Annotated in this window: 9 protein-coding genes; 1 reads left to right on the plus strand and 8 read right to left on the minus strand. The window is 39.2% G+C overall.

The annotated features are described in order from the left end of the window. Positions 1-2189, minus strand: a 2189-nt coding sequence (locus H1P_RS07935) for a methyl-accepting chemotaxis protein (RefSeq protein ID WP_144865878.1), incomplete at its 3' end; no start/stop codon positions are given. Positions 2190-2454: 265 nt separating this feature from the next. Further along, the gene (locus H1P_RS07940) at positions 2455-3942 is read right to left on the minus strand and encodes an amidase (RefSeq protein ID WP_144865881.1); all 1488 of its coding nucleotides are present in this window, start codon (positions 3940-3942) and stop codon (positions 2455-2457) included. A gap of 78 nt (positions 3943-4020) precedes the next feature. On the opposite strand from H1P_RS07940, the gene H1P_RS07945 reads away from it, so the two are divergent. After that, a complete protein-coding gene (locus tag H1P_RS07945) occupies positions 4021-4608 on the plus strand; it encodes a TetR/AcrR family transcriptional regulator (protein ID WP_144865884.1) in 588 nt (195 codons plus the stop codon). Positions 4609-4780: 172 nt separating this feature from the next. On the opposite strand, the gene H1P_RS07950 is transcribed toward H1P_RS07945, so the two are convergent. The 6 genes from H1P_RS07950 to H1P_RS07975 all read right to left on the minus strand — a co-directional run bounded on the left by H1P_RS07950 (position 4781) and on the right by H1P_RS07975 (position 15654). Next, positions 4781-5266: a cupin domain-containing protein gene (locus tag H1P_RS07950; protein WP_144865888.1), complete on the minus strand. Its 486-nt coding sequence runs from the start codon at positions 5264-5266 to the stop codon at positions 4781-4783. A 298-nt stretch (positions 5267-5564) separates the two neighbouring features. Further along, positions 5565-7313, minus strand: coding sequence for a R3H domain-containing nucleic acid-binding protein (locus H1P_RS07955; protein WP_186375887.1), 1749 nt, complete (start codon positions 7311-7313; stop codon positions 5565-5567). 269 nt (positions 7314-7582) lie between these two features. Next, positions 7583-8692, minus strand: a complete 1110-nt coding sequence (ldpA, locus tag H1P_RS07960) for a circadian clock protein LdpA (protein WP_144865891.1) — start codon at positions 8690-8692, stop codon at positions 7583-7585. Positions 8693-8939: 247 nt separating this feature from the next. Beyond that, positions 8940-11303: an ATP-dependent Clp protease ATP-binding subunit gene (locus H1P_RS07965; RefSeq protein ID WP_144865895.1), complete on the minus strand. Its 2364-nt coding sequence runs from the start codon at positions 11301-11303 to the stop codon at positions 8940-8942. Positions 11304-11596: 293 nt separating this feature from the next. Further along, positions 11597-12160 (minus strand): chemotaxis protein CheW, encoded by a 564-nt coding sequence (locus H1P_RS07970; RefSeq protein ID WP_144865898.1) that lies wholly within the window; start codon positions 12158-12160, stop codon positions 11597-11599. A 101-nt stretch (positions 12161-12261) separates the two neighbouring features. Further along, positions 12262-15654, minus strand: a complete 3393-nt coding sequence (locus H1P_RS07975; RefSeq protein WP_144865901.1) for a hybrid sensor histidine kinase/response regulator — start codon at positions 15652-15654, stop codon at positions 12262-12264. Positions 15655-15849: the final 195 nt, after the last annotated feature.

Here is a 15849-nt window from a genome sequence, read left to right on the forward strand (position 1 = left end):
ACTTGGGCTGTACCTGATTCCATTGCTTGAGAGACTTCTAGGGTTGCTGATTGGATTGTGGAGACAATGTTGGCAATTTCTTTAGTTGCTGCTGCCGATTGTTCTGCCAATGCACCGACTTGTTCTGCAACAATGGTGAAACCTTCCCCATATTCTCCCGATCGCCCCGCTTCAACGGTGGCGTTAATGGCTAAGATATTAGTTTTTAGGGCTATTTCTTCAATAAAAGAAACTGCTTGGGAGATTTTCTGCGAAGATTCTGCTAAACGCTTCATTTTTATAGCTGTTTCATCTGCTGTAGTCCGCAGAGTTAAAATACTGTCTACAGTTAAATCCATATCACTGGCACTGTGCAAAACAGTATCATAAGTATCATCCGCAATCTTTTCTGCTTGACTGGCATTTTCTGCTACTACCTGAATTGATTGAGACATCTTTTCTATAGAAGTTAGGGTATTACGAGTTTCTCTAGCCTCACCAGTAGCTCGATCTGCTAGAAGACGAATAGCTGCTTCGTTTTTCCTTAAAGAAGAACCTACTTGTCTAGCTGAGTGTTTGGTTTCAACGGCAATTTCTCGTAAGCTACTGACAATCGCATTAAACAAGTCAGCAACCACACTTAGTTCCAGCGAATCCAAGCTCGCTCTCACTGTTAAATCCCCTTCTGTGGCATCGAAGATTTCATCTATTAGTTTATAAATTGCTGCTTCTAGCTGTTCTTTTTGTTGGCGTTGCTGTTCTGCAATATTTTTTTGTTCCTGTAGTAAGATTTGAACTCGATCTACTAGCTGGTTAAAGTTATCTGCCAAGGTTCTAGTTTCTCTAGTTCCTTCTATCCTAGCTATAGTATCCAGATTTCCTGCTGCTACCTGTTGTGTTGTTTCTGCTAGATTAGTCAAAGGTTGGGACAATTGCTGCGCTAGAAGAATAATTAAACCAACTGAAGCACTACCAAGAACAATAGCTGTTAAAGCAAATACTATTAGCAATTTCCTGGCTTCTGCTGCTACCACCTTATAATCTACTCTGCTGATTGATACGTAGTCAGTATCGGGAACAGTGGACAAAATATAGATTTTGTTTTGATATTTGAATGAGACAAGAGTACTGATTTTAGATAATATTTCTTCTTGATGAAGAATGACATCGGAAAATCCAGATTGTTGGGCAATTAATTGTTGTGCTTCTTTTAAAGTTAAAGAATTTTCAAGACCTTCCTGTTCCTCTAACTCTAACTCAAGAGCCAAGGAATTCCCCTCAACCCTGATCATAGTTTCAATGACTTCTACAATAGCTTCTCCACCAATTACTCGGCTGCCTTCTTCATTGTCGTCATCATCTTGATTGTTAGTGTCTTCGAGAGTATTAACTGTAGATTTTTCGTGTTCGATGGTGTAAAGAACAAAACTATCGTCAGGGTCAACAATTTGTAATTGGGAAGATTGCTGGTTTCTGGTATTGATATAGACACTAAGTTGGGAAATCAATCTCGTTACTGGAATACTAGCTTTAATTACCCCAAGAAATTCTCCAGTTTGGGGTTCTTTTATTGCTTGAGAGAAAGAAATTACATTGGTATTTGCCGACTCATCAAACTCAGGTTCATTCATTGCTAGTCCTTTTTGTTGAGTGATTTTCCACCAATCTTCATCACTGTGGACAAAATCGGCGGTGGAGTTACTAAAAGCAACATTCAAGCCAGTACTCTCAGTCACCAAGATTGCCACAATTCGATCGGATTTAACTATCTGTTGTAAATATTTATTCAGGCTATCATTGGCTGTTAATCGTTGGGTGTTAGCAAAGTTTTTCTCTGGAACGGTAACGGGTTGTTTTGCTAATTTTTGCTCCTGAGCATCTTCGCTGCCTGTTTTCATCGCTTGAATTACTTCAGGATTAGCAGCAACCCAATCAATCTTTTTAAAAGAGTCTTCTACAAAAGCTACAATTGTTTTACTGGCTAAAAGAGATTCATTTTCAAGCTGCTCTACAAATTCAGTTTTGGCTCGACGTTCTGTAATAATATATCCGAGCGCACTAGCTATAGCTAAAGGAAATAATACTGCTGGTAAAATTCTCAACAGCAAACGACGACGGAGAGTACCAATTCTGTTAAACTTGCTTGTTAAAGACTTGATTGAGAAAGTTGCTTCTAATTCTGAGTCGGTAGATTTTTCTTCAGTAATCATAGCAATCGCAAATTATGTATTTGTGTTTATCCGACGAGAAACCTTGCCATAGCTCAGTTACTGCAGATTGCGATCAAAGCTTCTAAGATGCGGTCAAAATCGAATACAGAAATATGGCTTATTGTCTTGCACTACACCACATGGATAAAGTAAATTAAGGCTTCTAGAACATTATTAATTTTCAGTCTATTTACAGAGTTTAGCTCGAACTTGGTGAAGAAGTTGATACTAAGGCTTTTTGGCAAATACGAACAAAACAAAGTAGTTATTGCGCTAGTTGTGGAACAAAAGGAGATTGAAAGCTATCTAGTACTCGTTCGATTTCGTTGGCAACAGCTAATAAGTTCATGTCTTGCCATCTTTTGCCCACAATTTGCACTCCTATGGGTAGTCCTGTTTGGCTTTTTCCGATGGGGATTACAACCACGGGATTACCCAGCAAGTTAAAAGGCATAGTGTAACCGCCAGAAGCTAGAAGATAAGGCAACTTAACCCCATCAACAGCTATAAATCGATTAGGCGCACAATGAGGAAATGCAGGAGTTATTGCTACAGGACAGATCCAAGCATCCCATCTTTCTAAAAAATGCTCCATTTGGCTAATTTGGCGATCGCGTTCGGCGAGTAAAGTGTTGTACTTTGCCACACTGGGGGGAAAAGTCAGATTTCCTTTTTTGGTTAAGGGAGTACCTGATTTAAAAGTGGTTTGGGTACGGGCATAAAACTCAGTAACAACACCTAGCCACATTCCCTGTAAAATACTCCATTGAGAAGCAGAGATAAATAATTCATAACCAGCACAAACACTGTAATTGGCTAAAGCTTCTTCCCAATCAAAATCTGGAGGCTGGCATTCTTCTAATTGACAACCAGCATCTGATAGACGGTTGACAAGGTTTTTAATTGCACTGCGGGTATCTTGGCTGACAGGTAAAAAATCATAGCCATAAGTCCAGGCAATTTTAAGATCGGTAAGTTTTTTGTTTGTTGGTCGATTTAATGCTAAAGGAGGAATTTCTGGCTGTTTGCTATCTGCTCCTGTAATGATAGTAAAGCAGAGTTGTAAATCTTTTACCGAGCGGGCTAAAGGCCCAACTCTAAGCATACGGCGAATGTGCTTGGTTTTTCCTGGTAATTCGGGAATGTGTCCTGTAGTAGGGACTCTGCGATCTGTCGGCATAAATCCAAAAACACCACAAAAATGCGCTGGTTGACGAATTGAACCACCAATATCACTGCCAATATCTAATGCAGAAAAACTAGCAGCGATCGCACTTGCCGATCCGCCGCTACTACCCCCTACTGTATAGTCTGTGTTCCAAGAGTTATTAGTCTGTCCGAAAACAGGATTATTGGTTTGATAATCTCCTGCAAGCTCTGCGGAGTTGGTTTTCCCTAAAATGATTGCTCCTGCTGCTTTTAAACGAGCTACAGTGGTGGCATCTTCCGAGGGAACATAATCTTTCAATGGTGGATAACCCGCAGTGGTTTTAAGCCCCGCCGTTGCCAAAGTATCTTTAATTGTAACGGGAACACCATGTAACACTCCCCAGTTTTCACCTTTAGCTAGAGCTTCATCGGCTGTTTTAGCTCTTTGCATGGCTTTTTCAGCATCTAAGGTGACAATGGCATTTATCTGGCTGTTATATCGCTCTATTTGTTGCAAATAAGCCTCTAAAACTTCCACCGCAGAAATTTCTTGCTGACGAATCATCCGAGCCAGTTCCGAAGCAGAGGTCAAAATAATCTTCATTTCTCACGATCTAATACAATAAATTCAATTAAGTTAATTATATTCACTTTTAGTTAACAGTATTAACTAAATTGGTTTATGGGTCGTCCAAAAAAAGAAAACTCTTTAACGCAACAAGATATCGTCGAAGCAGCGATCGCTTGTATTGAGAAAGAAGGAGAATCTGCCCTTGGTGTTAATCGGGTAGCGCGAGAATTAGGGATTAAACCTCCTGCAATTTATAAGCATCTCAACGGCAATGCAGGATTAAAAAAAGCCGTAGTTTTAGCTATTTATCGACGTTTTTTCAACTATTTTAGCCAGAAAACTTTTGGTTTGAACGATCCCCGCGCTTTTTTACAAGCAGGAGGTCAAGCGACTCGTGATTTTGCAAGGTTACATCCTGGTCTTTATCGTGTGATGACGCAATTTCAATTACAACCAGAAGATCCTGAATCAGCTTTAATAATCAAGGAATCTCAAACTTTTTTTAAAGCTTTTTTATGGTCTGAAGATATTAACGAAGCCCAATTAATCGACATTATGAGAATGACAAATTCAGCAATTGTGGGTTTTATTACTTTGGAACAATCAGGACTATTAACTTTACCCCGCTCTACTAATGATAGTTTTGAGGTCATGCTCGATGCTTTATTCGTAGCAATTGAACACCTGAGAAAAAATTGATCTTTACCTCTGAGGGTAGGAGATGTCAGTCAGTTTAAAACTGCAATTTCTGTTTGAGCCTCGAATCCCCGCCATTTTAAGATGGGGAGTAGGTCGATAATCTAATCTTGTATAGCTATAACTAATGTTGAGACTACAATTTGAATCAGGGTTAATGCCATTGCCTCTACAATTAGTGAACATAAGGTGCTAATTCTGTCCATAAATCGGGAAATTGTTTTTGAAAATAACTCTCTGTCGCAATTTCCATATCTCGGTAATCAAAACCAGGAGTAACTGCTTCGCCGATCAAGCCAAATTCGCCTTCTTCCAATACCGCAGCTTTCCAAAACCCCCCAGGGACTAATAACTGTGCAACTTCTCCTTGAGCAAAATTAAGTCCCAACTTAACTTTTGTCAACTTTCCTGATGGCTCAATAATTAAATAGGTGATAGCAGAGCCAAAATGGAAATAATGCATGATATCCGACTGATTGCGATGAAAATGATCGATAGATCGATCGTCTGTTAGTAAATAATAAATGGAAGTTAATAAAGCTCTGTCTTTACCTTCTCTATTAGTAGATAAAGTTTCTTCCGAACGATGAGTTTCTCTAAAATACCCCCCTTCAACGTGTTCTACAAGAGATAATTGCTGAATTAAATCGTGTTTGTTCATAAGAAATAAAATAATGTCAGACTGTTTTATTCAGATGAATTATGAAGGATAAATTATGAAGAACTAAGAAATCACAAACAATTACAAGGAATGTACTATATCAACTACTAATAATTAACTACTAAATAATAGATAAAAATACCTGTTTTTTGATACCTGATCCTTCATCCCTTATCCTTCATCCTTTACTTATGCTGGATAGATTCGTAAACGACTACTAATGATTAACTACTAATAATAGATAAAAATACCTGTTTTTTGATACTTCATCCTTCATCCCTTATCCTTCATACTTTACTTATGCTGGATAGATTCGTAAACGACGGTTGGGTTCCTCGCCGAAGCTATCAGACTGTAAGCGATAATGCTCCACTAACTCATGTTGCATTTTTCTAACCTTTGCCGATCGCGGAAGTAATTCTACTGGTTGTCCTTGAGGAATCACTATTTGCTCTACAGCGAGTCTTGCTTCTTCTAACGCTTCGATTTCATCATCATTACCTGCTTTGGTAAAAAGACGCATATCGGTGGCTTCTGGTACATTAGGGTCATCTAAGTTAAGTAACTGCCGTAAAACCCTGGTTATTTGAGGAATAGTATTAGATTTAACTGCATGAATCGGCAAATGGTGATTTTTAGCTAACTGTCGCAAACGAGAATGGTGTTTAATCTGCGATCGCAAAGCAATGACGGCATCCGCACCATCCAAGTCTTTGGTTAACATTATAGGTAAATCTAACACCCCAATTACCTGCTCTAACTGAGAGCGACCGATACCATAAGGATAGATATAAACGGGCCAATCTTCCCCATTAGGCCCTGGTGTCCGCAGCTTGTTACTATGAGGTTCTTGAGTTTGCCAAGAACTTTCTAGCATTTGCTCAAACTGAGGATTTTGCTTTTTTTTGCGCTTACTACCAAAACTGGCAACAGGGTTCATTTTACCCGATGCTCGCCAACCTCCAGGACCCAAAGAAGGAGTCATACTTCGATTTACTAGAGTGTTGGCATCAAGTTGAGCTTCTTCGTGGATGACCGATACTTCCCCATTATCATTCACTGTACGAATCTGAGTTGCAGGTTCAATACCTCGTAATAAGGTATCGATAGTTTCTGCGGTGTCTTCATGAACTACCCAGCGTTGTCTTTCCAGCATTTCTACAGCGATCGCAAAAGTAGGCGGTGCTTTGCGCTCTAGAACGGTTTTTTGCGATCTTCTACGTCTGGCTTCATCATCTCCCAAGGTAACTGCTTGAACACCTCCTACCAAATCAGAAAGAGTAGGATTTTTCACTAAGTTAGCCAGGCTATTACCATGTGCCGTTCCTACTAATTGGACACCTCGTTCGGCAATTGTACGGGCTGCGAGGGCTTCTAACTCGGTACTAATTTCATCAATTACAATCACTTCAGGCATATGGTTTTCCACCGCTTCGATCATTACCTGATGTTGCAACTCAGGACGAGCTACCTGCATCCGACGAGCGCGACCAATAGCAGGGTGAGGAATATCTCCATCTCCTGCAATTTCATTAGAAGTATCGATGATGACAACACGTTTATTCAAATCGTCTGCCAAAACTCTGGCAATTTCCCGCAAAGCAGTGGTTTTACCCACTCCAGGACGACCTAAAAGCAGTATTGATTGACCAGTTTCCACTAAGTCACGAATCATGACAATAGTGCCAAATACCGCCCGACCAATACGACAAGTCAGACCGATAATTTCTCCTGCGCGATTGCGAATTGCACTAATGCGATGGAGTGTTCTTTCAATACCAGCACGGTTATCAGCACCAAACATTCCTACTCGCTCAACGCAGTGTTGGATGTCTTCTTTGGTGATGGTTGATTCTCCTAAATATGTGACCTCATTATGAAAACGAGCTTCTGGTAATCGCCCCAAATCCATCACGATTTCAATTAGATTATCTTTTTGAGAATGACTATTAACTTGGGTGAGTATTGTCTCTGGTAATATTGCCAATAACTTTTCTAGGTTATCGGTAATTTGCATACGATGGGATGCTATTTTCTCTTGTGTCATTCAGATTAATTTGATTTATCAAGTAAGCTAGTTTTAATGACAAGGGATGCTGGGTAATTCCAGCTTTTCCAATCGCCATGTTGATATTTTGCCTCTGCCAAACAAATACCAGGAATTAAGGTTATGATGCAAAAATATTTTCTTAATTAGGTATTAACTTAACTAAATAAAAAAGTATTTTCCGATCGATTTACATTCTTCATTAAACAATCGTTGATTGATAATTTTGTAAATCAATAACTCAAAAACAGTTATGGCTATTCCCTGGTTTAGCGAGAGATTGTTTGAGGAACTTGAGTTTTTATTTGGGTAACTAAACTATGTGCCTGCTTCACTGCTTGCTGCAATAATTGAGGGTTGTTTTCCAATATCTTGGTTGGAGAATTTACCTCATGACCTAACATTTCTAGCTGTTCTAAAGTTGGTAGAATTAAAGAGCGAGCATAGCTGCCATAAGCAACCCCAGAAACTTTTTTGTTATTAATACCATCACTATTTATCTTATTTTGCGGTTTTTTGAGCATTCCTGCGGACTTGAGCTTAGTTATAGTGTAACCATTTGTCCCTCCTGCAAGCTGCACATATCCTGGTAAATTAGCACCAATTATTTTTTTAGCAAATTTCACCGCAGCGTGGGTTGTTCCCGCACCGATATCGCCACTCATGGGACGACCATCGGTTTGCCAAATCAAAGGACAAGGCAAAGGAGCGATCAATGCATACAGCGATCGCATATACTGAATTACATCAGGTGCATCAGAACAACTAATGGCTAGCACCTTTAACTGCTTAACCACAGGATAAATTGTTTGCCATAGCCTATGGAACTGCTCAAAATGCCCTGCTTGAGTATGAATTTCAATGGCATCAATCCCCATTTCCTCAATCCAAGGAATCACAGTCTGGGGAGTAGACACATAAGAACGAGTTAAAATTAAATTTTCAGGACAGATTGGCAAACAGCGTCCGCAACCATAGCAAAGACTATCAATTACCCCAAAATCATTAATTGCTTGGGCAGGACAAATCTTTACACAAGGACGAGGGCAATCTGCGGGACATTGGATGCTCTCAAATTCTGCTTTCCGAAAATGGGGGTCTTCATCATCATTTAAACTCACCATTAATAAAGGTTGTTTGCTCTTTATCGAGCCTTCTTGCTGCTGAGTGTCACTTAGTTTAGCTGCAACAGAAATTCCCTCTTGGGCTGCGGAAATAACTGCTTTATCGGCTGCAACGTCAATACAATCTGCACCAGCAAGACTGTATGCCAATGCTAAAGAGCGAATCGCAGGAAGATGTTGATAACTAGCTCCACAAATTAACTTGAACCAGTTACCCTCGGTCAATGATTTTAATCGGTATGCTTGATTATTCACACCTTAAATCATATCAGTAGTTTAGTTTGTTAATAGGTAGCTATCGATCATTACTTAAATAAATTTACTACTGGAATCTAGTATATAACATTTTATACTACAAAAACATTCATAAATACAAAACTTAATCGTGATTTTTAGGCTCGGCATTAATTAATATTTGACGGGGATAAAGTAAATCCCGACAATACAATCAAATAAGTATCATCGGGATTCTATTTTCAAGATTTAAGGGAAATCTCTAAAATTATTGAACGGCTTTTACTAGCGTAGGCTGTTCTGTTGCAGAGATAATAGTTTGATTTTCCTCATCAATATCTACCAAAGCGCGATCGCCTTCACTAACTCTTCCTGATAAAATAGCTTCTGCTAGACTATCTTCTAATAGTCTCATAATGGCACGACGTAAGGGTCTTGCACCATAGCTAGGATCGAAACCTTCTGTGACTACTTTCTTGGTAAAAGCTTCTGTAACTTCTAAAGTGATATCTCTTTGTTCTTGGAGTCTGTCAGAAACTTCTTGCAGTAAAATATCAGAGATAGCTGCGACTTCTGTTTGAGTAAGCTGACGAAAGACAATCACCTCATCAAGACGGTTGAGGAATTCAGGACGGAAATAGTTTTTCAACTCATCATTGACTCGTTCTTTGATTTTTTGATAAGCTGCTTCGCCAGTGTCATCTGCTAAACCAAAACCAAGTCCTGTACCTCCCTTTTCAATAGCTTTAGCACCGATATTAGAGGTCATAATGATCGCAGTGTTTTTGAAGTTTACCACACGACCTTGAGCATCAGTTAAACGACCATCATCAAGAAGTTGTAAGAAAAGATTGAATACATCAGGATGGGCTTTTTCAATTTCATCAAACAAAATTACAGAATAGGGTTTACGACGTACTGCTTCGGTTAATTGTCCCCCTTCGTCATAACCAACAAACCCTGGAGGTGAACCAATTAGTTTAGAAACAGTGTGAGATTCCATATATTCGGACATATCAATGCGAATCATGGCATCTTCCTTACCAAACATCAACGTAGCTAATGCCTTAGCAAGTTCGGTTTTTCCTACTCCAGTAGGACCAGAGAAAATCATACTTGCAATGGGACGATTGCGATCGCCTAAACCAGAACGAGAACGACGTAAAGCACGGGAAACTGCTTTGACTGCTACATCTTGACCGATTACTCTTTCGTGTAAATTAGCTTCGAGATTGATTAAGACTTCTGATTCAGTTTCATCGGTTTTGCTTACAGGTACTCCCGTCCAAGCGGAAACGATTTCAGCAATTTCTGTTTCGTCTACTACAGGGGTTAAAGCTTGAGGATCGATAGGGGTATTTTCTGGTTCGGAAACTCCTTTACTCGTGGAATGTCTTAAGTGTATCCGCGAACCAGCTTCATCAATTAAATCGATCGCCTTATCGGGTAAAAAGCGGTCTGTAATGTATCTTTCTGCTAAAGTAACAGCAGATTCGATTGCCTTGTCCGTAAACTTAATTTGGTGAAAGTCTTCGTAGGTTTTGCGTAAGCCTTGAAGAATCGTAATCGCATCCTCTACAGAAGGTTCGCCCACTAATACTTTTTGGAAACGACGTTCTAAAGCTGCATCTGTTTCAATGTGTTGGCGATATTCATTCAGGGTAGTGCTACCGAGACACTGCAATTCACCTCTAGCTAAAGCAGGTTTAAGCATATTAGCAGCATCCATCGCGCCACCCATCGCACCAGCACCAACTATGGTATGAATTTCATCGATAACTAAGATGATGTTTCCTGCTTTTCTTACTTCATCAACAATGCTTTTAAGACGTTCTTCAAATTCACCACGGAATTTAGTGCCAGCAAGCAATGAACCCATGTCGAGGCTAATTACTTCTTTTTCTTGAATGAGATCGGGTACTTCACCATCAACAATACGTTGCGCCAAACCTTCAGCGATCGCTGTTTTACCAACTCCTGGTTCTCCCACCAATACGGGGTTGTTTTTGGTTCTACGTCCTAAAATCTGGATAGTACGTTCGATTTCCGCTTGTCTTCCCACTACAGGATCGAGTTTTCCTTCTTTTGCCAAAGCACTTAGGTTAGTACTAAATTCTTCCAAACGGGGTTTTGCAGAACGCTCATCACCTAAACCGAAGGGATTAAAGCGTTTTTTTTCTCCTGCTGCGACCGCTTCTTTCTCACCTAATCTTTTGAGGATTTCGATTCGTAATTGATTGAGATCGATCTCTCGACTCGTTAACACTTTACCTGCGACAGTATCAGATTCTTTGGCGAGTGCTAGTAAGATATGTTCGGGACTGATATAGTTAACTCCCAATTGGCGAGATTCTTCAAAAGCCGATTCAAAAATCTGTTTCACTCTGGGAGTAAAGGGTATGTTCGCAGGACTAAAGCCACCACCACGTCCTACTATTTGTTCGATAATTGCTCTGGTTTGCTTAAGATTAATCCCTTTATCTGCTAATATTTTAGCTGCTATAGATGACCCCTCCCCAATAACCCCCAACAATAGATGTTCGCTACCGACTAGATTGTAACCACTACGTCGAGCTTCTTCTTGGGAGAGAACGACACTTTTTATGGCTTTTTCATTGAAATATTCAAACATAGGTCAGATTTAAATATTGTTAACATTTCTTTACTGTCTGACCCTAATGTATCTTTTTTCGTCCTACTTAGGCAGTGATAAAAACCGTAATTAATTTAAGGAACATTTAAAGAACAAGGAGGTAAGAGTTAGTGAGTAATAAGTAATGGACGATGGGTGATTAACTAATGAATAAGTCACTAACAAAGAACAAATAAGCAACCAACAACAAACCATATTATTTTGTTTATACCCCAATGCGATGGGTACAAGTCCCGTTTAGTTTGGGACTTGACGGGACTAACCACCAACCATCAAGAAGCAGGAAATTGGAATGGGGTTGAAGCATAGGGAGCTAAACCTTGAGAGAAACCAGTAGCCATGAGAGCTTGCTGTACGTCTAATAACATTACTGTGAGATGGGAGGTTTGATGAGGTACGATCGCAATATGACTGGCTATGTTACCCAAATTTTGCTGTTGAGAATGTGGTAAAGCGTAAATATGGGAAAGGGGTAAATCCATTAATGTAGGTGGTTCATCTACAATGATGGCGACTAGCTTACCTGTATCAGATTTGGCTAAAACTAGAAATTTCTCTTCTTCTGGAGTTAAACTTAAAGATTTATCTGGTTCATTATTCGGTTTTACACCTACTAGTAAGTGATAAAGATCGATTAAAGGAAGGGTTTGCTCCTCAATGTGTATTAGCCTATTTTCTCCCAAGTTACTACTGTAAACAAAGGAAGAACGAATTACTTTAAAAACCGCAGTTACAGGAAGTGCTAATAGATGTTCTGCGATACTGACAACAATTGCCTTACAAGTTTCAGTATTAGCAGTAGGAGTTACGGAGGAAGTGGTGGTGATTTGGTTCATGGTCAAGAATAAGGAGTCAGGAGTCAGAAGCAAGGAATAAGAAGCAAGGAATAAGAAAAATATTAATTACTTTGTTCTTCTTCCTTTGTTCTTGTTAATTATTAATGATTTATCATTGATTTTGCTGTTAACAACTCATCAATAGTAGATAACAATTCTTGTTCGATAAATGGTTTGGTAAGATAAGCAGATGCACCTAATTCTTGGGCAATTTTGCGATATTTTTCGGCACTGCGGGAAGTTAACATTACTATGGGTTTTTGTCCTAAATTGCGGTCTTGACTCACAATACTGAGAAACTCAAAACCATTAAGGTGAGGCATTTCTACATCACAAACTACTAGGTTAATGTTAGGAATTTGTTGTAATTTTGCGATCGCTTCTTTGCCGTTTTCTGCTTGAATTACTTGATAGCCAAACTTATTTAAGGCTTTGGTTAGAGTTTGTCTTAAGGTTAAAGAATCATCTACTACTAAAAGTAAATTACCTTTAGGCAAATTAGCATTAGGAGAAACGTCAATTACATCTCCATCCGTTTGTTCAACACTTCCTGGTAGTAAGGGGGTAGCGGTGGCTTTTTCTGTTAATTTGTGGGTGGAATATCTGCTATTGGTAGGTTGACGATCGATTAATTTTTCGATATCTAGTACTAAGGCGAGGTCACTATTACTGAGAATACAAGAACCATAAACATAAGCTGGAGGATTAACCGCCGAACCTAGGGTACGAATAACTAATTCTTTTTCTCCTAAAAGTTGTTCTACTTGTAAGCCAATTAAACCGTGAGTAGTACGTAGTAAGATTACGGGAGCATGGTTAGCTAATAAGCCTTCAGTAGCAATTAGAGCAGAATTAGAACAGTAGGGTAAAAATCGCGAGCTAATAGTAGAATATTCAGTCAACTCTGATAATTTATACAAAGGGACAAGAACTTCTTCATTACCTTGCTGCCAATGTAAAACTGGTTGTTGGGATAGTCTTTGATCTAAAACAGGGTCTTCATAGCGATTGCCATCAGCTAATTCTGTTAATTGAGAGTGATTTCTACCCAAAACTTTTAACTGTTCTGCACCAGGGATTAAAATCTGCTCTACAGTGTTAACTGGAATAGCATATACTACTTCTTTTGCCTGACACACTAACAATTCAGTAATAGTGAGAGATAAAGGAATTTCTAAAGTAAAGGTAGTTCCGCGACCACTTATAGTCTGCACATTTACCGAACCATTAAGTGACTGTAGCTGAGAGCGTACTACATCTAAACCAACACCTCGACCTGAAAGATCGGTGACAGCGTTAGCGGTGGAAAATCCTGGCTCAAATAATAAGTCTAATAATTCTTCTTTAGTGGATTCCTGCGCCTGTGCAGGGGTAATTAATCCTGATTCAATCGCTTTATTAGCAATTTTCTCGATATTAATCCCTCTACCATCGTCTTTGACTTCAATAATGGTACGGTTTCCTTGATTGTAAGCTTGGATTTTAATGTAGCCTACTTCTGGTTTATTGCTAGCTAAGCGTGCTTCGGGTAAATCAATTCCATGATCGTAAGCATTACGAATTAGATGTAATAGAGGATCGTATAGTTTTTCCACAATCGCTTTATCAATAAGTACTTCTTTACCTTTTAAGACTAATTCGGCGGGTTTTTTCTGGACTCCGACTAACTGTTTGAGTACGCGAGGGAAACGATTAAATAAATCCCCTAAAGGTTGCATCCTGGCGGTGGTTAAGTCATCCCGTACATTGGTTAAGAGACGTTGTTGGGCTTCTCTAGAAAGGCGAGACTGTTTGTTAGATAGAGAAACTAACTCAGTGAGGTTTTCTAGTTGAATAGCTTCATCTGCTGCTTTTTGAATTAATAGTTGCAGATTATCATAGCGATCCATTTCTAGAGGATCGAAAATTTGCTCGAAAGGTAAATTAGAAGTAGACTGATTTTCTCCTGAAAATATCTTTGTATTGAGCCATTTACGATCTGACCAGTCTCTTAGTTCATTGAGGGTTTGCTTGTGTTGTTGTAGTTGCGCTAGAAGTCCTTGGATGATTCCTCTTAGATGTTTGTCTTGGTTTGTTTGTTGATTTTGCTCGATTAACAATTCTCCTGCTAAATGATTTAATCTTTCTAATTGTTCTAATTCAACGCGAACACTTGCTGCTTTCTGATTATTTTTGGATTGGTTGTTAATGGTGGATGAGGATTTTTTAGTTGAATTGTAATTGTTATTTGTTGGAGAAATCGATTTAGGTGCAGTGTCAACTACAGTGGGTAATTTGGTAGGAGAGGTGGTAATTGTAGTTTGACTTAGTAAACTATCCAGACTGAAGGGAATATCTGCTTGATGCGGATTATTTTCTGATTTGGAATTGGTTTCAGGTTCAACAACGACCTTAACTTCTTCTGCTTCAGGACAATCCGCTTCGACGGTTGATTCTGGGACAGTTTCGTTTTGGATTTCGGTGGGAATTTCCTCTTCAACGAAAGCTTGAGCGAATAAATCATCTAAATTCAGAGTTTCATTGGTTTTGTTTTGAACATCTTGTTCCTTCTCTATGGGAGTGGTGTCTTCAGTAATTAATTCAGCATTGCTATCAATAACCGCATCAGCTAATACAGAATCAAGATTTAAAGCATCATCTTCTGGATTAACAATACTGGAGCTTTCTTCAACGTGGGTAATTGCAGTTATGGGGAATTCTGATTGAGTGGTTTTTGAGGTGACAATTTCCTCTTGTGCTAGGGAAAGTAACTCTTCAGAAGGTTCACCTCCAATAGCGCGATCGCCATTTAAGACGGCTTGTTGTGCGCACCTAAAATCGGCTAAAGCTAATTGAGCAATGATTTCTACTTCATCAGGATAGTTTTCTAACGCCTTTAATGTGGCTTCAGCGATCGCTCCATATCCAGGTAAATTAAGGGATTCCCCTAAACCAAGAAACACTTCTGCTTTCTGTTGCAAAGTAGTAGCTAAATCTGCGCTGGAAGCATTTTCAATATCTGTCAGCTTTTCTTCTACGCCTGTTTCAAAGATGGACTTAACAACATCAAAGCCTAATTCTTCGGAGGTGGGTAAAGGAGGATCGGTATCAAACTTATCCCCTAGCTTTTCTTGTAGTTGGCTGATAACTCCCGCAGCACGGTCTAACATCGAAGACTCATCGACACTACCACCGTTAAAATGAGCCATCAAGGGAAGACGTAAACATTCATAACCTTGAAACAATAGAGATTCAATTTCTTCATCTACTACAACTTCGGGGTTATAGAGAGTTTTAAAAGCATCTTCTAAAACATGGGAAATTTCTTTAATTACTTCTAAGCCTACAGAAGCTGCTGAACCTTTGAGGGTATGAGCAGAGCGCATCATGTTATGTACCCTAGCGGTGGTTGGGTCTTCTTTAAAAGAGAGAAGCTCTTGTTCGATGTCTTGGAGTAAGTCTTGAGCTTCCTGAAGAAAATAATTGTAACTTTCGCGATCTATATCAGCATTCATGGTTGTTTATTCAGTATTAACTTTTTGCATAAGCCCAATAAACTCTGGTTAAGTGAAGTCAAAAATCAAAAGTCACCGCGAGAGTGGAATATGCTCTTCTTTCCAAGAGCATTTCCTATCGCAAAAAGTCAAAAGTGCAAGAACTTCAGTGGGTTTTCCCGACAAGTGCAAATGTAGACTAAATAAAGTTAAAAG

Source organism: Hyella patelloides LEGE 07179 (assembly GCF_900659865.1).
Lineage (GTDB): Bacteria > Cyanobacteriota > Cyanobacteriia > Cyanobacteriales > Xenococcaceae > Hyella > Hyella patelloides.